At 47.6% G+C, this 24183-nt stretch carries 24 protein-coding genes and 1 pseudogene; all 25 read right to left on the bottom strand.

The window, feature by feature from the left end; genetic code table 11:
- Positions 1 to 50 precede the first annotated feature (50 nt).
- Positions 51 to 722, bottom strand: a complete 672-nt coding sequence (cmk, locus tag K4H25_RS09535) for a (d)CMP kinase (RefSeq protein WP_221020297.1) — start codon at positions 720 to 722, stop codon at positions 51 to 53.
- Positions 723 to 790: 68 nt separating this feature from the next.
- Positions 791 to 1780 (bottom strand): aldo/keto reductase, encoded by a 990-nt coding sequence (locus tag K4H25_RS09530; protein WP_221020296.1) that lies wholly within the window; start codon positions 1778 to 1780, stop codon positions 791 to 793.
- Complete coding sequence (locus tag K4H25_RS09525) at positions 1777 to 2658, bottom strand: prephenate dehydrogenase (protein WP_221020295.1); 882 nt, start codon at positions 2656 to 2658, stop codon at positions 1777 to 1779. The genes K4H25_RS09530 and K4H25_RS09525 overlap by 4 nt, the downstream gene beginning before the upstream one ends.
- Positions 2659 to 2677: 19 nt before the next feature.
- Positions 2678 to 3694 (bottom strand): N-acetylneuraminate synthase family protein, encoded by a 1017-nt coding sequence (locus K4H25_RS09520; RefSeq protein WP_221020294.1) that lies wholly within the window; start codon positions 3692 to 3694, stop codon positions 2678 to 2680.
- 158 nt (positions 3695 to 3852) lie between these two features.
- Positions 3853 to 5001 carry an MFS transporter gene (locus K4H25_RS09515; RefSeq protein ID WP_221020293.1) on the bottom strand — a complete coding sequence of 383 codons (1149 nt, stop codon included), beginning with the start codon at positions 4999 to 5001 and terminating at the stop codon, positions 3853 to 3855.
- Between the two features lie 112 nt (positions 5002 to 5113).
- Positions 5114 to 5686, bottom strand: coding sequence for a CDP-diacylglycerol--glycerol-3-phosphate 3-phosphatidyltransferase (gene pgsA / locus K4H25_RS09510; protein WP_221020292.1), 573 nt, complete (start codon positions 5684 to 5686; stop codon positions 5114 to 5116).
- Between the two features lie 12 nt (positions 5687 to 5698).
- A complete protein-coding gene (uvrC, locus tag K4H25_RS09505) occupies positions 5699 to 7594 on the bottom strand; it encodes an excinuclease ABC subunit UvrC (protein ID WP_221020291.1) in 1896 nt (631 codons plus the stop codon).
- Positions 7591 to 8085 carry a phosphatidylglycerophosphatase A family protein gene (locus K4H25_RS09500; protein ID WP_221020290.1) on the bottom strand — a complete coding sequence of 165 codons (495 nt, stop codon included), beginning with the start codon at positions 8083 to 8085 and terminating at the stop codon, positions 7591 to 7593. The genes uvrC and K4H25_RS09500 overlap by 4 nt, the downstream gene beginning before the upstream one ends.
- Complete coding sequence (thiL, locus tag K4H25_RS09495) at positions 8082 to 9044, bottom strand: thiamine-phosphate kinase (protein WP_221020289.1); 963 nt, start codon at positions 9042 to 9044, stop codon at positions 8082 to 8084. The genes K4H25_RS09500 and thiL overlap by 4 nt, the downstream gene beginning before the upstream one ends.
- Before the next feature lie 48 nt (positions 9045 to 9092).
- Positions 9093 to 9569: a transcription antitermination factor NusB gene (nusB, locus tag K4H25_RS09490; protein WP_221020288.1), complete on the bottom strand. Its 477-nt coding sequence runs from the start codon at positions 9567 to 9569 to the stop codon at positions 9093 to 9095.
- Positions 9566 to 10033: a 6,7-dimethyl-8-ribityllumazine synthase gene (gene ribH / locus K4H25_RS09485; protein WP_173534125.1), complete on the bottom strand. Its 468-nt coding sequence runs from the start codon at positions 10031 to 10033 to the stop codon at positions 9566 to 9568. Before ribH ends, nusB begins: the two co-directional genes overlap by 4 nt.
- 2 nt (positions 10034 to 10035) lie before the next feature.
- A complete protein-coding gene (gene ribBA / locus K4H25_RS09480; protein WP_221020287.1) occupies positions 10036 to 11136 on the bottom strand; it encodes a bifunctional 3,4-dihydroxy-2-butanone-4-phosphate synthase/GTP cyclohydrolase II in 1101 nt (366 codons plus the stop codon).
- Positions 11136 to 11744, bottom strand: a complete 609-nt coding sequence (locus K4H25_RS09475; RefSeq protein ID WP_221020286.1) for a riboflavin synthase — start codon at positions 11742 to 11744, stop codon at positions 11136 to 11138. Before K4H25_RS09475 ends, ribBA begins: the two co-directional genes overlap by 1 nt.
- An 8-nt stretch (positions 11745 to 11752) precedes the next feature.
- Positions 11753 to 11920 carry a YfgJ family double zinc ribbon protein gene (locus tag K4H25_RS17125; RefSeq protein ID WP_221020285.1) on the bottom strand — a complete coding sequence of 56 codons (168 nt, stop codon included), beginning with the start codon at positions 11918 to 11920 and terminating at the stop codon, positions 11753 to 11755.
- A 2-nt stretch (positions 11921 to 11922) separates the two neighbouring features.
- Positions 11923 to 13032, bottom strand: a complete 1110-nt coding sequence (gene ribD, locus K4H25_RS09465) for a bifunctional diaminohydroxyphosphoribosylaminopyrimidine deaminase/5-amino-6-(5-phosphoribosylamino)uracil reductase RibD (protein ID WP_221020284.1) — start codon at positions 13030 to 13032, stop codon at positions 11923 to 11925.
- Between the two features lie 2 nt (positions 13033 to 13034).
- Positions 13035 to 13487 (bottom strand): transcriptional regulator NrdR, encoded by a 453-nt coding sequence (gene nrdR, locus K4H25_RS09460; protein ID WP_173534120.1) that lies wholly within the window; start codon positions 13485 to 13487, stop codon positions 13035 to 13037.
- 207 nt (positions 13488 to 13694) lie between these two features.
- Positions 13695 to 14942: a serine hydroxymethyltransferase gene (gene glyA / locus K4H25_RS09455; RefSeq protein ID WP_173534119.1), complete on the bottom strand. Its 1248-nt coding sequence runs from the start codon at positions 14940 to 14942 to the stop codon at positions 13695 to 13697.
- Between the two features lie 117 nt (positions 14943 to 15059).
- Positions 15060 to 16709, bottom strand: a complete 1650-nt coding sequence (locus K4H25_RS09450) for a CorA family divalent cation transporter (protein ID WP_221020283.1) — start codon at positions 16707 to 16709, stop codon at positions 15060 to 15062.
- A gap of 63 nt (positions 16710 to 16772) precedes the next feature.
- Positions 16773 to 17681 (bottom strand): annotated as a pseudogene (locus K4H25_RS09445) (NCS2 family permease); the annotation flags it as partial.
- A 78-nt stretch (positions 17682 to 17759) separates the two neighbouring features.
- Complete coding sequence (locus K4H25_RS09440) at positions 17760 to 18329, bottom strand: TMEM165/GDT1 family protein (protein ID WP_221020282.1); 570 nt, start codon at positions 18327 to 18329, stop codon at positions 17760 to 17762.
- A 260-nt stretch (positions 18330 to 18589) separates the two neighbouring features.
- The gene (locus K4H25_RS09435; RefSeq protein WP_255587476.1) at positions 18590 to 19051 is read right to left on the bottom strand and encodes a low molecular weight protein-tyrosine-phosphatase; all 462 of its coding nucleotides are present in this window, start codon (positions 19049 to 19051) and stop codon (positions 18590 to 18592) included.
- A gap of 22 nt (positions 19052 to 19073) precedes the next feature.
- Positions 19074 to 20441, bottom strand: coding sequence for an L-serine ammonia-lyase (locus K4H25_RS09430; protein WP_221022915.1), 1368 nt, complete (start codon positions 20439 to 20441; stop codon positions 19074 to 19076).
- Positions 20442 to 20554: 113 nt separating this feature from the next.
- Positions 20555 to 21790, bottom strand: a complete 1236-nt coding sequence (locus K4H25_RS09425) for an amino acid permease (RefSeq protein ID WP_221020281.1) — start codon at positions 21788 to 21790, stop codon at positions 20555 to 20557.
- 202 nt (positions 21791 to 21992) lie between these two features.
- Positions 21993 to 23768: an ABCB family ABC transporter ATP-binding protein/permease gene (locus K4H25_RS09420; protein ID WP_221020280.1), complete on the bottom strand. Its 1776-nt coding sequence runs from the start codon at positions 23766 to 23768 to the stop codon at positions 21993 to 21995.
- Complete coding sequence (gene apaG, locus K4H25_RS09415; protein WP_182077262.1) at positions 23768 to 24145, bottom strand: Co2+/Mg2+ efflux protein ApaG; 378 nt, start codon at positions 24143 to 24145, stop codon at positions 23768 to 23770. Before apaG ends, K4H25_RS09420 begins: the two co-directional genes overlap by 1 nt.
- Positions 24146 to 24183: the final 38 nt, after the last annotated feature.

The raw sequence follows: 24183 nt of genomic DNA, 5'->3' as shown, positions 1-24183 counted from the left end.
CAAAAACGAATCTGGCGATTATACGGAAATCTTCTTGCTCTATCAAGTGCTTAGAGCGTTTTAGTCGATTTATCACGCCACCAAAGCAAGACTTGATTTACTGCTGCATCAATCGATAAATTCGACGTTTCTAGTAAGTAAGCATCCGCCGCTTGAACTAGCGGCGCAACACTTCGTAAACGATCGCGCTCATCTCTGGCTTGCAAATCGGCAGTGATCACCGCTAAATCGGCCGGTTCGTTGCGAGTAAGCAATTGCTTAAATCGGCGCTCTGCACGAACTTCAGGTGTTGCTGATAAAAATATTTTTAATTGCGCATGAGGAAAAACGACCGACGCCATATCTCGACCATCAGCAACTAGTCCCTGTTCGCTAGAAAACGCACGCTGTCTTTGCAATAAGGCCACGCGGACTGCAGGCAAGGCAGCAACTTGAGAAGCGCCAGAGCCAATTAATTCCGAACGAATCTCGACTGAAACGTCGTCTCCCGACAATAAAATAGACTCACCAACAAAGACCACATCCAGTTTCGCGGCCAACTCAGCCACTGCCGCCTCATCAGTCCACAACAATCCAGCGCGTTGCGCCGCCAATGCCGTTAGGCGATATAACGCTCCCGAATCAAGATAAGCAAAACCAAGTTGATTGGCGACCTTTTGCGCGACCGTACCCTTGCCTGATGCGGATGGGCCATCAATTGCAATCACTGGAAAATGATTCATATTGTTCCTTAAATTAAAAAACCAGCGATAAACACGCTGGTTTTTTAATTATACGGACTCGCCACGCCTTACGTCGACGCTAAAATACGCTCTATTTCCTGCAACTCTGCCGAAGAAAAAGCTAAATTAGCAATCGCGCCAACGTTTTCGTCTAACTGTGAAACACGACTCGCGCCAATAATGACGGAAGTAACCGTAAGCAATGCCCACGCCAAAGCCATTTGCGCCAAAGTTTGCTCGCGCTGCATGGCCAATTCATTTAATTGGCGCAACTGGGCAAGGCGTGGTGTAACCGCATCGCCATTTAAAAAATGATTGTCGAGAGCCGCAGCCCTAGAGTCTGCAGGAATCTCATTCAAATAACGGCTCGTTAACAAGCCTTGCGCTAAAGGACAAAATGCAATACTTCCCATTCCGGACTCACTGAGCACTTGCGTTAACCCTTGCTCAATTTCACGCTCGAACATTGAATACTTAGGCTGATGAATCAGGCATGGTGTACCCAGTGCTTTTAAAATACTGGCGGCCTCTAAGGTTTGCGCTGGCGAATAGGATGAAATCCCGACATAAAGCGCCTTGCCTTGTCGAACGATCGCATCTAACGCGCCCATCGTTTCCGCCATTGGCGTTTCGGGGTCTGGTCGATGTGAATAAAAAATGTCGACATAATCTAAGCCCATACGCTGCAAGCTTTGATCCAAACTCGCCATCAAATATTTACGACTACCCCACTCACCATAAGGACCGGGCCACATTTCCCAGCCGGCCTTAGTGCTCACAATCATTTCATCACGATATGGACGTAAATCTCGCTTTAAAACTCGGCCAAAGGTTTCTTCGGCGGCACCAGGACGTGGGCCGTAATTGTTGGCCAAATCAAAATGCGTAATACCCAAATCAAAGGCGCGTAACAACATTGACCGACTATTGTCAAAGGGCTTGTTGTCGCCAAAGTTATGCCACAATCCCAAAGAAATTGCCGGCAACTTTAGGCCGCTATGACCGCAGCGGCGATAAGGCATTGAGGTATAGCGATTCCCTGCAGCTTGATAAGTCATTTTTTACCCTTTAACGGCTTACCCCACTCAATTCGAGCCAAGCTTGCGCGTTGAATGTAATTGGTTAAAGCGACACCGTCGCTCGACTCAACCAACTCGATTAAAGACTGCAATTGCTGCATATTGGCGCGCAAATCATTCAAAATTGCGCTTTGATTGGCCAGCGCAATATCACGCCACATATCCGGATGCGAACCGGCAATGCGAGTAAAGTCGCGAAAGCCACTAGCCGCAAAATCCAAACATTCAGCCGCATTGTAACGATCGAGCACTGAATTCATATACGCAAACGACAACAAATGCGGCACATGGCTAACTGAAGAAAAAATCTCATCATGCGCCAAAGCGCTCATTTGATACACCTGAGCACCACAGGCCAGCCACCAGTTGCGGACTCGTTCAATCACAACAGCATCCGACTCAGGTAACGGCGTTAACACCACCCGGCGCCCTTCATACAAACCAAATTGCGCCGCTGCCGCACCCGACAAATCTGAACCTGCAATTGGATGCCCTGGCACACAGTATGCCAACTGCTCAGGTAAATAGGCTTGATATAAATCAGCGACATCTTGCTTGGTGGAGCCACCATCGGTCACGATACAATCGGAAGACAAATGCGGGGCGATTTTTTGCATTAAAGCGCCCATTTGTCCTACTGGCGTACCGATAAACACCAAATCTGCACCTACGACCGCATGCGCTGCATCATCGCTGATGGCATCAACCACATTTAAATCGAGCGCACGCTGCAGATTGTCTAAATTTCGCCCAACGCCAACCACGTGCTCAACCAAACGGGCGCGTTTTAATGCCAAGGCAAACGAGCCAGAAATCAAGCCCGTACCCAGTAAAACCAATTTTTTTACTGCCTGCATAATTTAAAAACGCCAAAGTTTAAATCGTACGATTGAGCGCGGGAGCAATTGCGCGCAAGGTCGACAGCAAAGTCGTGAGTTGGCACAAATCAAGCGACTGATCTGCATTGCGCCAAGCGGAATTCGGATTAGGATGCACATCTAGCCAGATGCCATCAGCGCCAGCTGCCACCGCCGCCTGCGCCAAAGGTGGCACCAACCAAGACTTGCCAGCGGCACTACTGGCATCAACCACCACCGGCAAATGGGTTTCATGCTTTAGCCATGCAATCGTTGCCACGTCTAATACATTACGCCCTTCACTACCCAAGGCCCGCGCGCCGTGCTCACAAAAAACAATATGATGATTGCCACCCGCCGCAATATATTCCGCCGCCATCAGCCATTCGGCCTGTGTTGCGGCATGACCGCGTCGCAATAAAATTGGCTTATTAATCCGGCCTAATTCTTTGAGTAAAATCCGGTTTTGCATTTGTCCGGCGCCCACTTGAATCAAATCCACATCGTGCGCCATCAAATCATCGAGCATTTGCAAATCAACTAATTCAGCCGCAAAGGGCAATTTGAACTGACTGGCCACCGACTCTAGCAAAGATAAATTGTCGTGCTCATTGCCTTGAAATTGATAAGGACCATCGAGCGTTTGGGCAATATCGCCCCATAAAAACGGACAACCCAAGTCCACAATACCTTGCGCCAAAGCACTCATTTGCGCGGTATTTTCGATTGAACTACTACCGGCAAAGACTTGAATCTGCTGGCCGCCCAAAGGAACGCCTCGGATTTTAACTACAGAGCCCGCTGGATGGGTATCACGTGCAACGATACGGTACTGCTTGGTAACGCGGGACACCCGATCAACGCCAGGTAGCATTTCAAAACGCGCCGGATTGAGCGCGTCTTCGTCACCGATCGCGCCAATAATCACCAGTTCCGCACCCCGCGAAACATGTTCAGTCAAACCGGCGCTGCGAATATAGGCAATAACTGCCGTCACCTCAGCCTCACTGGCATTAAACTTCATCACAATAATCATGCAAGCCTCACGCGGATGTATTTAAAGCAAGGCTATGCTCAGCAAGCATTCACTGGCAATACCTCTATGCATTGAATATTAAATACTCAACGCTAAGATTGAAGTTTCACGCCTTGGCGCTTAGCAAAATCCAAGCTAAGCCACAGCTAAAGCGCAAATTAAGTCTCGTTTTTATTGATGCCGGCCCAAGCCACGACAAAACCCAGCAAAGCCATGCCAGCGGATAACATAAACACCAGCGCCCCGCCTTGCGGCCACAACACACCGGCCAAAATACCGCCTAAACTACCACCAAGACCAAATGACACGGCAATATTTAATGCCTGCCCTTTGGCTTGATGCGCGCCAGAAAAATGCCGATGAATATAACTCATCGTCACCGCATGATGGCTACCAAATGTGAAGCCATGCGCCAATTGCGCCACAATTAATAGCACAATAAAGTCAGCGGCCAAGCCAATCAGCATAAAGCGCAACACTGCCAGCATTAAACCGCATAAAAATATTTTTTTAAGCGTAAAACGCTGCGTAATCGACGGCATTAACCAAAAAACCGCAATCTCTGCAATCACACCTAAAGTCCATAACCAAGCAACAACTCGCTTGCTATAACCGTGCTCCACCATATAAATGGAATAAAAACTGTAATACGCCCCGTGGGCCAGCGCCATTAAAAAACACGCCAATAGCAAGGCTCTAACTTCTTTTTTGGCTAAAACATCAAAAAATTTCACATTGGCTAGCTGGTTTTTAATGACTACAGGCGCTTCGGGGACGTAAAAAGAATAAATCGCCAGACCTGCCATTACGGAAACGACGGCCATTGGCAACACGCCTACTCCGAAAGCCTCGATCAAATAGCCAGCGAGCAAAGCGGCAACAACAAAACCAATTGAGCCCCACACGCGCAGTCGAGCATACGCCCCACTATTGCCGGCAAGTAAAGTCATGCTGGTCGCTTCCACCAAGGGCAGCGCCGAACTCCAGAAAAAACTCGCGATCCAGACCGTAATCAATAAGGGCCAAAACGAATGCGTTAACAGCAGCGGCAAGAAAAAAACCAAACCCATGACGCCCGCCAAACGTAATATTTTTTGCCTTTGCCCACTGCGATCGGCCAACCAGCCCCATAGTGCTGGCGCATAAATTCGATTGATTTGCGTTAGAGAAGTCAGAATGCCAATTTGCCAAGCAGGAAACGACAGCTCGGCCAGATACAAACCCCAGTACGGAGAGAACAGGCCGTTAAAAGCAAAATAACAAAAATAAAACCCGGCGATCAGCAGTAATGCTTTTGACTTTTGCATGTCTTAGATGGGGTATGTAAATAGAGAGGAGTAATACAGATAACTAGCGAGCAATACCCTTGAAATCAACTATACGGCGTTAAGCGTTGACGTTACGCAAACGCCGTATGGCTTATCCATGCTCACGAAATTGCTCCGCAGCGACGCGTAGGTAATAAAACATCGACCAAATGGTTAAGATCGCAGCAATATACAGCGCCAAAGTGCCCAATAGCTGCGTCGACACCCCCGGAATCAGCGGCTCAGACCAAAGCAACAACACGATCGCAATCATTTGCGCCGTGGTTTTTAGTTTACCAATCAAATTCACCGCAACACTTTTGGCCTTACCCAATTGCGCCATCCATTCGCGCAAGGCAGAAATGGTGATTTCGCGGCCAATAATAATCACCGCCAGCCAACTTTCGGTTCGATCTAGTTGCACCAACAAGATTAATGCCGCTGCCACCATCAATTTATCGGCCACCGGATCCAAAAACGCGCCAAATTGCGAGGTTTGATTCCAGCGCCGCGCTAAAAATCCATCAAACCAATCGGTCACTGCCGCCAACATAAAGAGGCTGGCGCCAACCATATTTTGCCAAGCCAAAGGATATTCAGCGTGCGGCAATGAAAACACACCCACAAAAACGGGAATCAGCGCAACGCGCAACCAAGTCAGGAAAATAGGTAAATTAAATGGCATTAGGACACTTTATTAGCCGCGCAAAGCGGCGTGAATTTTCTCAGCAAGCGCTTGGTTAATGCCATCAACTTGCACTAACTCATCGACACTTGCAGCTTTTACTCCTTGCAAACCACCAAAGCGGGCCAGCAATTTTTGCCGGCGTTTGGGGCCAACGCCTTCAACGTCTTCAAGCGTTGAAGCGAGTCTAGCCTTGCCACGCCGAGCGCGATGCCCGGTAATCGCAAAGCGATGCGCTTCATCCCGAATCTGCTGAATCAGATGTAAGCCAGGATGGTCGCGGCGTAATTGTACCGTGTTTCCTGACTTGGGCACGATCAATTGCTCTAAACCGGCTTTGCGCGTCTCGCCTTTGGCCACGCCAACTAACCATGGCGTGGTCAAGCCAATTTCATTCATGACCTCGATAGCAATGCCCAGCTGTCCTTTTCCGCCATCAATCAAAATCACATCGGGCATCACGCCTTCACCCGCTGCAACCTTCTCGTAGCGGCGTAACAACACTTGCCGCATAGCTGCGTAATCGTCACCTGGCGTAATTAACGCAAAGCCATCTTTGGCTGAGCCGGAGTTATCGGTGCCAATGTTGTAGCGCCGATACTCTTTGGGTTGCATGGCTTGTCGATCATAAACCACGCACGATGCCACAGTGGCTTCGCCTAAGGTATGCGAAATATCAAAGCATTCTAAACGTTGCGTTTCCTCTGGTAAGCCAAGCGCTTCAACTAAGGCCGCCAAACGACTCGCCTGATCGGCTTGTTGGCCTTTTTTCTGCAGTATAGCCAGCTCAGCGTTGCGCTTAGCCATTTCTAGCCAGATACGTCGCTCACCATTGGGATTGACATTGAGCAGTACTTTTCTCGCCGCCTGCGCGCTAAGCAATTCAGCCAAGACCTCGCACTCATCTGGCTCTGGCGAACATAAAATCATCGTGGGGGTAATTCGGTCTAGATAATGCTGCGCTAAAAATGCATGAATCGCAGCTGCAGGCGTGTAGTCATCGGCATGACTTGGGAATAGGTTTTTGTCCCCCACATGGCGCCCGCCTCTGACCATTGCCAAATTGACACACAACATGCCCTCGCTTTCAACACAGGCCACAATATCCACGTCCATTTCACTGGTATTGGACGAAACAAACTGTCGCTCTTGTACCTGTGACAACGCTTGGATTTGATCACGCACTGCAGCAGCGGCTTCAAATTGCCATTCTGTTGCCAGCACTTGCATTTTTTCTTCGAGGGTATTGAGGACTTCGTTTTCTTTGCCAGACAAAAACAGCACCGCGTTATGCACATCCTGTTGATACGCCTCAGGCGTAATCAATCCAACACAAGGGGCTGAACAGCGTTTGATTTGGTGTAATAAACAAGGTCGAGAGCGATTGGCAAATACGGAGTCTTCACAGGTGCGCAGCAAAAAGACTTTTTGCAACAACTGGATACTTTCTTTGACCACATAGCCATTGGGAAACGGGCCAAAATAAGTGTTTTTTTTATCTAAACTACCGCGGTAATACGCAAGGCGTGGGCTAGCGTGACCGCTGAGCATCACATAGGGATAAGACTTATCATCCCGAAATAAAATATTGTAACGAGGACTTAAGGCTTTAATTAAATTGTTTTCTAGCACCAAAGCTTCGGCTTCAGAACGCACCACTGTCGTTTCAACAGTTGCCACTTGCGCCAACATTAAGCGAATTCGCGGGCTTTGATCATTTTTTTGAAAATAAGACGACACCCGCTTTTTAAGGCTTTTAGCCTTACCGACATATAACACCGTGCCATCGGCAGCGATATAACGATAAACGCCAGGCAAATCGGGCAAAAGACGTACGGTATCGACTAAAGCCGCTCTTTGCAGTTGCGCCTCGTTCAATTCGGGTAATTCAGCAGGCGAATCGATCATAAATAAGCACGAAGCAAATACAGCGGAATCATGGCAAAAACAGCAGCCAAAATATCGTCGATCATGACACCAAATCCGCCTTTAACATACTGATCCAACCAACGAATCGGCCAAGGTTTCAGAATATCAAACACACGAAACAAAACAAAAGCCAGCGTCCATGCCAATACGGTCGGCGGTGCAATGCAAAGAACCAGCCACATGGCGACGATTTCATCGATCACAATGCCGCCATAATCACTCACCCCCAAATTGCGGCCAGTTAGCTCGGCGGCCCAAGTGCCAATAATAAATGCGGGAATACACAGCAGCGCGATGGTCAGTGGTGTAAAAAAATACTGCAAAAGCGCAAACAAAGGAAGCGCCGCTAAAGTACCCCAAGTGCCTGGTGCAACTTTAGGCAAACCACTTCCAAAGCCCAGCGCAATAAAATGCGCTGGGTGCGCCAAAAGAAAGCGAAGATCAACAGCGATCTGAGGTTGTTTTTTCATTTAAAGTGATCAAAACCAGTAAACGGGGTCGCGATGACGTTCCCTGATGCATCAAATACTTGCACTAAGGGCGATTGAGGCTGCTGGGTGATGATTTCCCCGACCCGATACAAGGGTGTCGCCAAGCTTTGTCCAATGGCTAAAATTTGCTGGCGCTGCAAAGGCGATGCTGTAAAACAGAGCTCATAATCGTCCCCTCCTGCGAGCACGGCTTCTAAAGCCAGCGTGCTCGGGAGCGCCTTGAGTTCAGCGGCATATGGCATCAAATCGAGTTCAAGCCGTGCCGCGCATTTTGATTGCTCACAAATATGCGCCAAATCGCCCAGAATGCCATCCGACAAATCCAGTGCCGCACTTGCAATACCGCGCAATGCCATACCCAGTGCCAGCCGAGGCGTAGGCTGATCTAAGCGCAAATCACAGCGTTGGGCGATATCGGCAGGTAAAGCAATGCGACCCGTACGATGCATCACGGCCGCAGCGGCGGCACCTAAAGCGCCAGACACCCACACATCGTCGCCGATTTGAGCGCCGCTACGCAGCAAAGCTTGCCCGCTTGGAATCTCGCCGGCAATTTGAATTGAAATGGTTAATGGCCCTTTGGTCGTGTCACCGCCAACCAAAGACACCGCATGTTGATCGGCCAAGGCAAATAGTCCACGACTAAATGCTGCCAACCAAGCTTCGTCCATGGCTGGCAAGGCCAGCGACAGCGTAAACCAAGTCGGTTTTGCCCCCATTGCCGCCATGTCGGACAAATTAACGGCCAAGCATTTATGCCCTAACCGCTCAGGATCGGCATCGGCAAAAAAATGCCGACCCGCGACCAGCATATCCACCGAAATGGCCAATTGATGCTGAGCGGTGATCGACATTAATGCGGCATCATCACCAATACCTAAATCGGCATTGACCGCTGGGCGGGTAAAATATTTAGCGATTAAATCGAATTCATTCACAACATTTAACCCTGCCCAAGCAACTGGGCAGTTAAGGGGGATTTTAAATTAACGACGTTTTGCTGCCGCAGCAGCAAACTCTTCGGCGCGCACCAAAGCGGCCAACTTGTCGAGTACACCATTCACAAAACGATGACCGTCTGAACCACCAAATGTTTTGGCCAATTCAATCGACTCATTGATAATGACCGGATATGGTGTTTCTGGCATTGAAATAATTTCGAAAGCGCCAGTATATAAAATCGCCATTTCAACGATGCTAACTTCTTCCAATGGGCGCTCAACGTGTGGCTCAAGTGCTTTGGTTAAAGCACCGGCGTCTTTAATCACGCCAAACAAAATGCCACGGTACAAAGCTTCATCGCACTTGTTAAAATAAGAAGTACTGTTGTGAATAAAAAGATCAATATTATTGACCGTATCCCGCGTCATTAGCCATTGGTAAGTCCCTTGAACGGCAAATTCACGCGCACGGCGACGAGCCGATTTGGGTTTTGGACGAGGTGCTACGATGGCTTCAGTCATACTTGTAATGCCTTAATTAAATTAGCCGTTTCCACGACAGTGCGAGCCGCATCACGGCCCTTTTCTTTGATACGAATTTCTGCTTGCTCATCCGTGTCGGTAGTTAAAATCGCATTCGCAATTGCAATCCCAAAATCCAAGCCCACACGTGTTACCCCAGCGCCCGACTCATTGGCCACCAGTTCAAAATGATAAGTATCGCCTCGAATGACCGCACCAAGTGCAATCAAGCCATCAAAACGATCGCTTTCAGCCATGGTTTGTAAAACCACGGGAATTTCTAAAGCGCCGGCCACCGAACACAGCACGATATCTTGCTCGGCCACACCGAGCGCCAATAACTCAGTCAGGCAAACATCACGTAGGCCTTCACAAACGGGGGTGTTAAATCGGCTCATTACCACACCAATCCGCAATCCCGCACCAGACAAAACGGGTGCAATTGTTGGAATATTTTTTGACATTTTCATTTTCCTTCTGGGGCAATAAAGCCCGTAATTTCTAATCCAAATCCCATCATGCTCGGGATTTTACGCTCTGGTGACATTAGGCGCATCCGGCCAACGCCTAAGTCTTTTAACATCTGCGCGCCAATCCCATAGGTGCGTAAATCCCATTTTTGCGGCGGATTGAGCTTTAACTCAGGTAGCGCACGGCCCAAAAGATCGGAGCCCAGCTCGGTGCGATGCAATAAAATCACCACGCCTTCACCTGCGGCGGAGATGGCATTCAACGTCGCTTCAATAGACCAAGAGTGCGCAGATGAATCTAGATCAATCCAGTCCATCACCGATAATGGCTCATGCACTCGAACCAGAACCTCACGATCAACTGCAGGCTGACCTTTGATTAACGCTAAGTGCGTTGCTGCGGTTAATTTATCGCGATAAACCGCCAATTCGAACTCACCGGCCAAGGTGCGAATCATACGCCGACCCACACATTCGACCAGTGATTCTGTTTGACTACGGTAATGAATTAGATCGGCAATAGTACCAATCTTCAGTTGATGCGTTTTCGCAAACTCAAGCAATTCTGGCAAACGAGCCATAGTGCCGTCTTCATTCATGATTTCGCAAATGACTGATGCTGGGGTTAAACCCGCCATCATCGCTAAATCACAGCCTGCCTCGGTGTGTCCGGCACGAACCAGAACGCCGCCCGGTTGCGCCATAATCGGAAATACATGGCCAGGTGAGACTAAATCACTGGCTTTAGCACCAAAAGCAACCGCTTTTTGAATCGTCAGCGCGCGGTCATGCGCTGAAATACCGGTAGTGACCCCTTCGGCCGCTTCGATTGAAGCGGTAAAGTTGGTGCCAAACGAAGAACCATTGTTTTTGACCATCGTTGGTAAATTAAGCTGCTGGCAACGCGTTTGATCGAGTGTTAAGCAAATTAAGCCACGCCCAAATTTAGCCATAAAGTTAATGGCTTCAGGCGTCACAAAATCGGCGGCCAGCACCAAATCACCTTCGTTTTCGCGGTCTTCTTCGTCGACCAAAACCACCATGCGACCGGCTTTTAATTCGGCAATAATTTCATTAACAGGTGCGATCTGGCTCATTATTTTGACTCCAAAGAAACCATACGTTCAACATAGCGAGCGATCAAATCAATTTCTAAATTAACGCGCTGACCTGGCTCAATCGCCCCTAACGTCGTCACTGACAGCGTATGTGGGATTAGGTTAATCGAAAATTCACAGCCATCGATCACGTCACGAATCCAGTTAGTCGTTAACGAAACGCCATTGACGACCACCGAGCCCTTTACTGCCAAATATTTTGCTAAGCCAGCCGGCGCCAAAATAATTAATTCGCGATTGTCCCCCACTGAATCAAAACTGCGAACCAGCCCAACGCCATCCACATGTCCTGAAACCAAATGACCGCCAAGCATATCACCCAAGCGCATGGCTTTTTCTAAATTCACTGCGCCGATTGCATCTAATCCTACGGTGCAACGCAAAGACTCATCGGAGACGTCGATTAAATATTTGCCATTGGGTATTTGCTCGACAACAGTCATGCATGCGCCATTGTGGGCAATACTGTCGCCTAAACCGACATTCGATAAATCTAAATCACCCGCATCGATGGTTAAGCGTACGCCGCCATCAAAAGGCGTAACGGCTTCAATCTGGCCGATCGCTTGAATAATGCCTGTAAACATAAACGTCCTTATTTTTCCGGTTGAGCGGGAAAGACCAGCGGATTGGCTGCCTTGACGCGCTGTGACGACTTTAATTCATTGCAATGATTGCAAAAAAAGTTACTCGCGCCACATGCTTTTAACACTTCAATTTCCTTGCCGCAATCAGGGCAAACAATGATGGGTTTTGAATTCATTTTTATTTTCCTAACCATTCGGTTGCTGGATCAGTAAAACGCAGAATAATGCGCTGATCATCACCCACCATACGTCGAGCAATGTGCGTTGGGACTTGTTTTTGACTTAAATCACTCAAGCAAAACTGTGCCATCGCCTGCCCTTGCCCCAGCAATACCGGCGCTTGATACAGCCACAATTCGTCAATTAAACCTGCCGCAAAAAAAGCGCCGACTAAAGTACCACCGGCCTCAAGCGTCACTTCATTGCAACCGCGTACTGCCAATACGTCACATAGTGCAGCCAAATCAATCCGAACGCCGGATTGATCAGGGCACAAAATCACTTCAGCACCTGCTGCTTCCAAAGCCAATCGGCGCTCTGTCTCTTGCGCCGCGACAATCAAAACTTGACCCTGCTGTAAAATTTTAGCCGATACGGGCGTGCGCATTTGACTATCTAAAATCACCTTAATCGGCTGACGCTCAACTGGGAAATCACGCACATTGAGCTGGGGGTCGTCATGCAAAATCGTTGCAATGCCAGTGATCATCGCACATGAGCGGGCACGAATTCGTTGTACATCCGCACGAGCAGCAGGCCCCGTAATCCATTGGGACTGCCCATTACTAAGTGCAATCTGCCCATCCAAACTGGCGGCAACTTTACAGCGCAGCCAAGGCCGTTGACGGATCATCCGGCTAAAAAAACCTTGATGGTGCGTCAATGCCTCGGCAGCCATTAAACCATGCTCAACGACAATGCCATGCTCGGCCAGTCGCTGTAAGCCCTGCCCTGATACCAGAGGATTTGGATCCAATAATGCGGCAATCACTCGTGTCACGCCAGCAGCAATCAGCGCGTTGGCGCAGGGCGGCGTTTTTCCAAAGTGACTACATGGCTCTAAAGTGACATACGCAGTGGCACCTTGTGCGGCCGAACCCGCAGCACGCAGCGCCATCACTTCGGCATGCGCGCCACCGGCGGCTTGGGTATGGCCCATGCTGATTATTTGATCGTTTTTAGTCAAAACACAGCCAACACTCGGATTGGGCGAGGTGTTATTTTGGCCCAATTTGGCCTGATGCAGCGCCTGAGCCATCATAAGGTAGTCGATCGAACGCCAAGCCATGCCTATTCCTTGCTGACTTCACGAATGACGTCACGAAAATCTTCAACGTCTTGAAATGAGCGATACACTGAGGCAAAGCGGATATAGGCGACTTTATCGAGCTTGGCGAGCTCAGCGATCACCATTTCACCGATCTGTCGCGACATAATTTCTCGTTCGCCAACAGTCAGTACTTTTTGAATAATTCGGGAAATGGCTTCATCAACCAAAGGGGTTGGCACTGGGCGCTTGTGTAAGGCGCGCATAAAACTGGTGCGAATTTTTTCTCTTTCAAATTCAACACGCTGACCAGTTTGCTTCACTACTTGCGGCATACGTACTTCAGCAGTTTCAAAAGTGGTGAAACGCTTATCGCAAATCGCACAACGACGACGACGACGTACAGTATCCCCTTCGTCAGAAACGCGAGAATCCACGACTTGAGTGTCGGGTGAACCGCAAAATGGGCATTTCATAGCACGAAAACCTAAAAAGAACGAATAAAGAGCATCTTAAGCTGTTCATTTCATATTGAACAGCCAAGCCAAGGCACATTGGTAGTAATACGCTTGGTATATTAATCCAAGTCAACTGAGAATTGCCTTGGATTAATATACCTAATCTTGGTACATCAAAATGCAAAAAGGTGGTGCAGGTGCACCACCTTTTTTAATTGCGTGAAATTATACTTCGTAAACTGGGAAACGCGCCGTTAATGCTTTTACTTTTTCGGCAACCGCGGCCAAATTAGCTTCATCATTCGGGTTGTCTAATACATCAGCAATTAAATGCGCAACTTGAATGGCTTCTGCTTCTTTAAAGCCGCGAGTGGTAATGGCAGGTGCACCAATACGAATCCCCGAGGTTACAAATGGGCTTTCTGGATCATTTGGGATCGCATTTTTATTAACGGTAATGTGTGCTTTGCCCAAAACGGCATCCGCAGCTTTACCAGTCAAGCCTTTAGGGCGCAAGTCAACCAAGAATACGTGCGATTCGGTACGACCAGAAATAATCCGCAAACCACGTTCAGCCAAGGTTGCCGCCATGGCTTGTGCATTGAGCAACACTTGTTTTTGGTAAGTTTTGAATTCTTCTGTTGCCGCTTCTTTAAATGCAATCGCTTTACCTGCGATCACGTGCATTAGCGGGCCGCCTTGCAATGTTGGGAACACATTAGAATTGATTGATTTTTCAAACTCAGCTTTAGCTAAGATAATCCCGCCACGTGGACCACGCAATGTTTTGTGCGTAGTCGATGTTACAAAGTGAGCGTGCGGTACTGGATTTGGATAAACGCCTGCCGCGATCAAACCAGCGTAATGCGCCATATCAACCATGAAGTAAGCGCCAACTTTGTCGGCGATTTCACGCATACGCGCCCAGTCAAAACGCAGTGCGTAGGCTGATGCACCACCGATCAACAATTTTGGCTTGGTTTCTAGCGCAACGCGCTCCATATCGTCGTAATCGATTTCTTCGTTTTCATTCAAACCGTAAGCCACGATATTGAATAATTTACCTGATAAATTAGCTGGCGAACCATGCGTTAAATGACCACCATGACCCAGATTCATACCCATAATGGTATCGCCCGGTTTCAAGATAGAAAAATACACCGCTTGATTAGCTTGTGAGCCAGAGTGCGGCTGCACATTGGCGTATTCAGCGCCAAACAAAGCTTTTACACGATCAATAGCGAGTTGTTCGATGACGTCAACGTATTCACAGCCACCATAAAAACGCTTACCAGGATAACCTTCGGCGTATTTATTTGTCAGTTGCGAGCCTTGAGCCTCCATCACTGCTGGGCTAGTGTAGTTTTCCGATGCGATCAGCTCGATGTGTTCGTGCTGACGAACAACTTCGGCCGCCATGGCAGCGGCGAGATCAGGATCATACTGGGCAATGGTTTGAGACTTAGAGAACATGAGTTAACGCATCCGTATTCATCGTTAAAAGATGCGCAATTCTACCACGACATGAGCAACTTACAGCACTCCGATCAACAAAACATCTGCTCACATCAGCATGCATTCCTTTCATGCTCAGGTTTTTATATGCAAAAACTGCTTGATTTTACTCAACCAGAGCACTCGATCATCCGATAACACATCCAAAAACTCAGATAAACTTTTTGATTTAGCGACTGTAAATAGAATCAACAGCGTAATTGGAATACTCACGCCAATGAAATACCACAAGCGATTCCAGCCACTTTCTTCCGCCAAAGCAAATAGATTCATCCCCAAGAAACCGGTAATTGTCGTACCCACCAAACCTAAAATCGTCACCACGGTCAATCGAACCACTGTATCGGCTTGTCGGCGTAAGTCTTCATTTTCAAGGTATTGGCTCATTGCCTGCACCGATTCTCGTACGTCGGCATACAAGGTTTCGGTATCTAGCTGGCGTTTTAGCATCAAAAACAATTGGCTGCTGATGGCTTGGTTGGAAACTTCGCGAAACCAGTAGCGCTGTGTAAAACGCAAAAAAGCCGCCTGAAGCAGCCGCGTTTCACGCTTAAAATTGCGGATTGAGATTTCATCTTGCACATTGAGCTTGGCCAGAGCCACCGCTAGGCGATCAGAAAACATCAATAACGAAGCTTTGTGAAAGTGGGCGATCAATGTCAACAAAAAATATTGATGCCGAAATTGCCCTAGAGAGCCAGTATAAGGATCAACAAAAAATGGATTGCCCGCCATCCCCACCATCACAAATGCTTGGCCATTGCACATCAACCGTGTTGAGGCCATTGGGCTATTATTTTCAGGGATCCAAAATCGATCGTAACAACAATTGGCTTCAAAAGCCGCAAACACCTTACTAGAAAAAGGTAGCGCATCCATGTCACTCGGTCGACTAACCGTCCCTAAACGATAAAAATCTTCGTCAGACAGCACAAACGGGTTCTCAAATGACAAGTAAGCCAACATCGGCATTCGATGGTATTCGATTTGTCGGTAGCGTAAATCGCCTACCGCATTAGAATGATGCATCACCAATGGGCTGAGTAAATACTCCCAGTGAGAAGCCATTTTGGGGGCACAAAATTGCCCCATATGCTGCAAATAACCTGCTCGATCTTCGTAATCACTAGAAGCTATCACATCCCCGGCCGCATCGAGCCAAGCTACTTTACGTAGGCAACTCGTTGCTGTTTCGTTTTCGTCCCACTGCGCGGGAAAGGTACGACCAAAACGAAACATGGCATCTTGCACACGTCTGAGCGATAAATTGTCACCGCCCAATTCCAGCGCCAAAATAACGACATCCAGATCGTAAAAAAAATACAGGTCTAAATGAATCACTTTAAAATGGTGTGTTTTACCATCTTTAAAGACCATTAAGACCTGTTGAATATCTTTGCGTCGAAAGACATGCATAGGCGAGTGCCCATAATTAGCGGCATCACCTGCTTCGCTACGCCCTTCCCCGTACAAAAAACGCTGTACATAAGGCAAAAAAGTGACAAATTCTCGATAGTGCCGCTCTTTAAATTCGGCTGGGTCGCCATCAAACTCCGTTGGCCTGGGCTGCCAAGGCGAACCGGCAGCTGACATCGCCGACATCACTTCCCAATGACGCCCCATCGCACGGCTTCGCCCTCTAACTTCGGGCAAAGGCATTAATTGCAACGGCCAAATCAGAATTTGTCGATAATGCTTAACTACGATATCGGTGCTGCTGCCCATGATGTCTCCATGGCTGCAACACGCACCAAAAGCGGGATTACAGCCCTTTTACCGCATAAATCCATAAGCGGTACTTGAAGAGGTACCCATCACAGCACCGGCAGTAATTGCAACTGAATCAGCCAGCAAAGCTTTTTTCAAGCGGGGCAACTTGCCATCTTTATCTAACAAACCAGCGCGGTGTGAAACCCCCACTAAAGTGCCGGTGGTATCAAACAAATCGACAAAGAACAAAACAAACACCACGCCCAACAAGGCAACATCTAATGCGCCCATCAAATCCATCTGCATGAACGTTGGTGCCATTGACGGTGGGGCAGAAAACACGCCCTTAAATTCAGACAGACCCATGCCAATGGACAGTAAAGTCACTGCCAAAATTGAAATAATAATCGAGCCATGCACCTTGCGGTATTCCAAAGCAACGATCAAAAAGAAGCCAAAAATCGCCAGTAATGTTTGCGGCGCATGAATATCGCCCAACGTAACCAAGGTCGCAGGTGAACCAGTCACAACGCCGGCATTTTTCAGCGCAACAATCGCTAAAAACATACCAACACCAGCAGAAATGGCTAATTTAAGTGAATGTGGAATCGCATTTACGATCGCTTCACGGATTTTAAATAGCGATACGCAAAGAAAAATCACCCCGGAGATAAATACGGCACCCAGTGCCACTTGCCAAGAAACCCCCATCCCCAAAACCACGGTATAGGTGAAATAGGCATTTAAACCCATGCCCGGCGCAAGAGCGATAGGATAATTGGCCACTAAAGCCATAATTGCAGTACCCAATGCTGCAGCTAAACAGGTAGCGACAAACACCGAATTAAAATCCATCCCAGTTTTAGCTAAGATCGACGGATTAACAAAGACGATGTAAGCCATCGTTAAAAATGTAGTAAAACCTGCAATAACTTCGGTTCTTACATCGGTACCGTTTTCTTTTAGCTTAAAGAACGAGTCCAGCATACCTACTCCCTGAGATGTTTTTTAATTAACGAATAACAAAAGCGAGCACAAGGCTCGCCTTCTCTTTCAACTACACTTTTAACCCGCAACACCCATCAGGGCCAAGACACCTAGAATCGCAAAGACGCCAGCCGCAACAAATCGAATCATTTGCAATAAATGCATTCGTGCTGCAATCCAACTACCCAAGTACACAGCGGGCACATTGGCTAGCATCATTCCTATCGTTGTTCCCATAACCACCTGCCACAATGGGGTGTACTTTAAAGCCAACGCGACCGTTGCGATTTGCGTTTTATCACCAATTTCGGCAAAAAAGAACGCTATTGTTGTCGCAACAAAAGCCCCGTACGGTTTTACTTGTGATTCTTCTTCGCTGATTTTATCTGGCACCAAAGCCCACGCCGCAATCGCCAAGAAACCAAGCCCAACAATCCAGCGCAAAATATCGGCAGAAATCAAACCTGCCACCTGCTGCCCTATCCATGCGGCAGCAAAGTGATTCAAAACAGTTGCAACAAAAATGCCCGCCACAATCGGCAACGGCCGACGAAAACGGGCAGCAAGAATCAACGACAGCAATTGTGTTTTATCGCCCATCTCGGCAATAGCCACTACACCCGTTGAAACTAACAACGTATCAAACATAAACAGCACTCCGGATGGGCAGAAACAAGAAGTCATTGCGCGTAGCCCATCCAGGAATACGCGACAATAACTTCAGGTCTCGTCAGGCGAAGCAAAAAGCTCGCTATCTATGCCATGCGCTCAGCTGCAAATATGTTGACACAGACCCTGCTCAAACGCTTAGGCAATAGACCTAAACTCAGGCAGGCGACTACTCCCCCGAAGGGTAAGGCGGCATTTTAATGCTTTTTATGGCCTAAGTGCAAATCGGGGTTTACCCGCTAACGCAGAGATTGCAAAATACCGTCGCATGCATCTTCAATCAAATCAAGCACCAACTCAAAACCCGCATCCCCACCGTAATAAGGATCAGGCACCTCACGTTCAGTCGATTGAGTCGCAAAAGTCATAAATAAGCGCAGCTTATGCTGATGAGCAACTGGACAATGCTGTTTCAAGTAAGCTAGGTGACTTTTATCCATCGCTAAAATCAAATCATACTCAGCAAAATCCATGGCATTCACTTGCCTAGCGCGTAAAGAAGATAAATCATAACCTCGGTGTAAAGCATGTTTTTGCGCGCGACGATCGGGCGCCTCACCCACATGATAACTTTGCGTTCCAGCGGAATCGACTTCAATTTGCCCCGCCAAATGCTGCGACAGCACTTTATGTCGCAACACACCGTCCGCCGTCGGGCTGCGGCAAATATTACCGGTACAAATCATCAGCACTTTTTGCATCTGCTTGCCTCTTGTTATTGGCTTAACACGCCGGCACTCCCACCGTCAGCGCCAAACCACCCAAAGATGTTTCCTTATAGATATTATGCATATCCATGCCCGTGCGGTACATCGTCGCAATGACTTCGTCCAAACTCACCTTATGCTCGCCGTTTTCCATCAGCGCCAATTGTGCGACTTTAATCGCTTTTTCAGCAGCAACCCCATTGCGCTCAACACACGGAATTTGCACCAAGCCACCAACAGGATCACACGTCAGTCCAAGATGATGCTCCATACCAATTTCAGCGGCATTTTCAACTTGCTCTAAAGTGCCACCCAGTACCGCACAATATGCACCAGCAGCCATGGAACACGCCACGCCCACTTCACCTTGACACCCCACTTCAGCGCCAGAAATAGATGCATTCATTTTATACAACATGCCAATCGCAGCGGCCGTTAGCAAAAAATCCACCACACCAGCATCATTAGCGTTAGGCGTAAAATTGCGATAATACTGCAATACTGCGGGGATAATCCCTGCGGCACCATTAGTCGGAGCCGTTACAATTCGCCCGCCACTGGCGTTTTCTTCTGAAACGGCAATCGCATAAATCATTGGCCACAACATAAAATCAGCCCGACCCGTTAGCTGCATGCCAACCATTTTGCGGAAAATGCCTGGTGCTCGACGTTTTACGTGATAGCCGCCAGGCAACTCACCCTCACGAGTACAGCCATTATGAATGCACTGCTGCATCACATTGGCGATTTCCAATAACTGAGCGCGTACGGTTACTTCAGATTGAGTCGCCAGCTCATTGGCCATCATGATTTGAGCAATGGACTTGCCTTGTGTACGGCAATGAACCAATAGATCTGCGGCATTTTTAAACGGAAACGGCACTGTCGCAGATTCACGAGTCTGACCAAACTCAGCCTCGCTCACTACAAAGCCGCCACCAACCGAAAAGAACACATCATTGGCCAACTCAACATCATCGGCATCAAAAGCACGGAAACGAATACCGTTGGAATGCTGCTTTAAAAACAGATGCTTATGCAACTGAACATCACGCTGAAAATCAAAAGCAATCGGGTGCGTCCCCGCGATCAACAACTGCGCATCACTTTCTTTAAGTTGCTGAAAACGTAAACCAACGCGTTCTGGTTCAACAAACTTAGGGGTATCACCCTCTAGACCAACCAAAGCGGCACTAACAGAGCCATGCCCCTCGCCTGTTAAGGCTAAAGAGCCGTAAAAATCAACGGATACCCGACGCACTTGTAGCATTTTTCCTTGCGCGAGCAAATCATCAACAAACGTTTTTGCCGCGACCATCGGCCCCACTGTATGTGAACTCGATGGGCCAATACCAATTTTAAATAAATCAAAAACACTTAACATCATTCACTCCCGTTAGCAGGATCGCCACTAACTGATAAATAAAATGGATCAGGCGAGCGATGAGCCCGACTGATCCAGCAAATCAAAACCAACTGATTTAGTATCGGTACAAATTACAAATAACTACCGACAAAATCACCAACAATACCGACCAAACCCATCACAAAGATAAATCCAGCGGTTTTTGATTGATAGATAAACAAACGCGGAATTCGTTTCATCAACATCACAGGCATCAAGTACGCATAAATCGCAATAATTGGTGCCGACAAAGCGCCGATGATTTTTAGAATTGGTGGGTTGTAAACCGCCAAGAACCAAAGACCAATCATCATGACAATGGTCACGATCATATTGATTTTTTTAAGATTTAAATTTGCTTCTGCTGCTGGATTATTCCAAGTCATCACTCGAGTCGTAATCCCCACCAAACCTTCACGGGTACCGACAAAATGACCAAAATACGAGCTAGCAATGGCTAAAAACGCAATCAGTGGAATCAAATATTGCAAGAATGGCTGCGAAACTATTAAAGACACCGTTGTCAAAATATCAACGTTTTTCGCTTGTGATGCCGCCAACACTTCAGGTGACGTCGCCAACACCATCGAAAACACAAAGAACATCACAAAAACCAACAAAATCAATGAAGTCCATTTGATAATGCCATCGGTGCGTTTTACGGCTTCATCAGCAGCATATTGCGAACGATACGAAGCTGCTAGTGTTGAGCAAACTGGCGAAAAATTCATCGCAAAAACTAACACTGGGAACAATAACAGCATATTTTTAAACACATCACCCACCTCAAACGGCGCGCTTAAAATCGCTGTATTCCATTGTGGAATCATATAAATCGACAAACCAGCTAGCATAATGATCAACGGAAACGTCATCATCGACGTAATGCGAACCATGAATTTTTCACCAGCCAAAATGACACCGGTCAAACCAGCCAAGAGCAAAAAAGTCAGCACGGTGCGTGACGTACCGACAACGCCCAATTGATTGTGTAAGAAAGACTCTACGATATTGGTCACACCTGTGGCATAGCCCACACAGATGGTCACAATAGACAAGAAGTAAAGAATAGAAACAGCAAACCCGACATTACGACCAAGGTCATATTCAACTGCGCCAATAATGTCTGTTGGCTTAGGGCACGATGCCACAACCCGCGTAATCCCACGATGCGCAACAAACGTAATTGGGAAAATAATTGCCGTTAAAATCAACATCGGCCAAATCCCACCCAAACCAGCTCGGATAGGGAGGTATAAGATCCCAGCCCCTACTGCTGTTCCGAAGCACGTCAATACCCATTCCCAATCTTTACGATCTAACGACATATGCAACCCCCAAAATAATAGCGCCACACACTGACGTACAGTATGTAGTCGATGTGGGCGCTATTACACGTGATTCGCATAAATAAAACTGTGACAAATTTACATAAAAACCTTACATTCTGATTGGCGTTTGATTTTTAACAACAAACCCAAAATGGCTAGGGCTTTACTGTATATGATTTTGTAAGAAACAATGCGTTGCTTACTCTGCACTCAACTGCAACGCCCACATTTGGGCATAAACACCATCCAAAGCCAGCAATTTACGATGATTGCCACGCTCAACAATGCAGCCATCACGCATCACCAAAATTTCATCAGCATCCGAAATCGTCGACAAGCGATGCGCTACGACTAAAGTCGTTCGATTTAGAGAAATCGCTTTTAATTCAGCCTGAATCGCCTTCTCGGTATGAGAGTCGAGCGCACTGGTGGCCTCATCAAAAATCAAGATTGGCGGGTTTTTCAACACCGTACGCGCAATCGCTACCCTTTGCTTTTCACCACCTGACAATTTCAAACCTCGCTCACCGACGGTGGTATCAAAACCTTCGGGCAAAGCCATAATAAAATCGTAAATATGCGCTGATTTTGCCGCCTCAATCACTTCATCACGACTCGCCGTTGGCTTTCCGTAAGCAATGTTGTAGTAAATTGTATCGTTAAACAAAACGGTATCTTGCGGCACAATGCCAATGTGCGAGCGCAAACTAGCCTGCGTTAAATCACGCAGATCAACACCATTTATTTCGATTGCACCCGAATTCACATCATAAAAACGATATAACAAGCGCGACAAGGTCGATTTACCCGCACCACTGGCACCAACCACTGCGACTGTTTTCCCTGCAGGGATGCTAAAACTAATGTCTTGCAAGATTTGTCGATTTTGCTCATAGCCAAAATCAACATGTGAAAAGGTAATGGCCGCGCTCGGGGTTTGTAAGGCTTGAGCATTGGGTTTGTCTTTGATTTCAGCGCCTTTACTCATTAAGCCAAACATTTTTTCCATATCGGCTAAAGAATTCTTAATTTCGCGGTAAACAAAGCCCAAAAAATTCAATGGTGCATACAACTGCAATAAAAATGCATTCACCAAAACCAAATCGCCCAGTGTCATCGTGCCTTTAACCACCCCGTCGGCTGCCATACCGACCAAAAGCGTCACCCCTACGGCAATAATGATCGCCTGCCCGGCGTTTAAAAACGACAAAGAGACCTGATTACGCACCGCCGCGCCTTCCCATTGCTGCATGCTGGCGTCGTAGCGCTCGGCTTCCCAGCGCTCATTGCCGAAGTATTTGACGGTTTCATAGTTAATTAAACTATCAATGGCCCGGGTATTGGCATTGGAATCTAAGGTATTCATTTCACGGCGATAGCGCATTCGCCATTCGGTGACGCCCAGCGTGAATGCGATATAAATCGCCACCGTTGCAAACGTGACTGCGGCAAACCACCAATCGTATTTTTTAAGCAAAATCACCGCGACTAAAGCAATCTCAACCAAGGTTGGCAAAATATTGAACAACATAAAGTTCAATAAAAACGCAATCCCCTTGGTGCCGCGATCGATATCGCGACTCATGCCACCAGTTTGGCGCTCCAAATGAAAGCGCAACGACAAGCGATGCAAATGCTCAAAAACCTGCAAGGCCACTCGACGAATTGCACCTTGGGTGACTTTGGCAAAGACTGCATCGCGCATTTCACCAAACACCGCCGAACTCAATCGCAGTGCGCCATACGCCAAAATCAACGTCAGTGGCAGCACCAAGGCCTGATTTTGCACATCCAGATGGTCGACAATATCTTTGAGCACCAAAGGCACCGACACATTGGCGAGTTTTGCGGCAATCAGCAGGCTAAGGGCAGCAAAAACCCGAAACTTATATTGCATCAAGTAAGGCAATAAAGTGGATAAGGTTTGCCAATCTTTACGTGGTGGTTTTAAGTTTTTTTCTACTGTTGATGTCATTAATGCAGTGTCCGGGGCATAGAAAGAATAAATGGCGCAATCGTGGCTTCAAATTCAGTACCATCAGCCGCCATCATTTGATAACTACCGCGCATGGTGCCAACCGGGGCATTGAGCGTTACGCCACTGGTGTATTCAAAGCTCTCGCCGGGTGCTATTTCAGGATGTTCACCGACCACACCCAAACCGCGAACTTCTTGTTTCTGACCTTGGCCATCTTCAATCACCCAATGCCGCGCCATTAATTTTGCGGGTACATTGCCTTCATTGGTAATCGTAATTTGATACGCAAAAGTGTATTGCTCTGCGCTTTCATTGGACTGCTCAGCGAGATAAAACGGCCGAGCCGTAACGCTTATTTTGTAAGTGGCTTCCAATTTGTTTTCTCCGTATGTCTGCAATAGTTCGGGTCGAT

This window comes from Deefgea piscis, assembly GCF_019665785.1.
Taxonomy (GTDB): domain Bacteria; phylum Pseudomonadota; class Gammaproteobacteria; order Burkholderiales; family Chitinibacteraceae; genus Deefgea.
The sequence above is the reverse complement of the archived record's forward strand: the minus strand, read 5'-3'. Positions and strand labels throughout refer to the sequence as shown.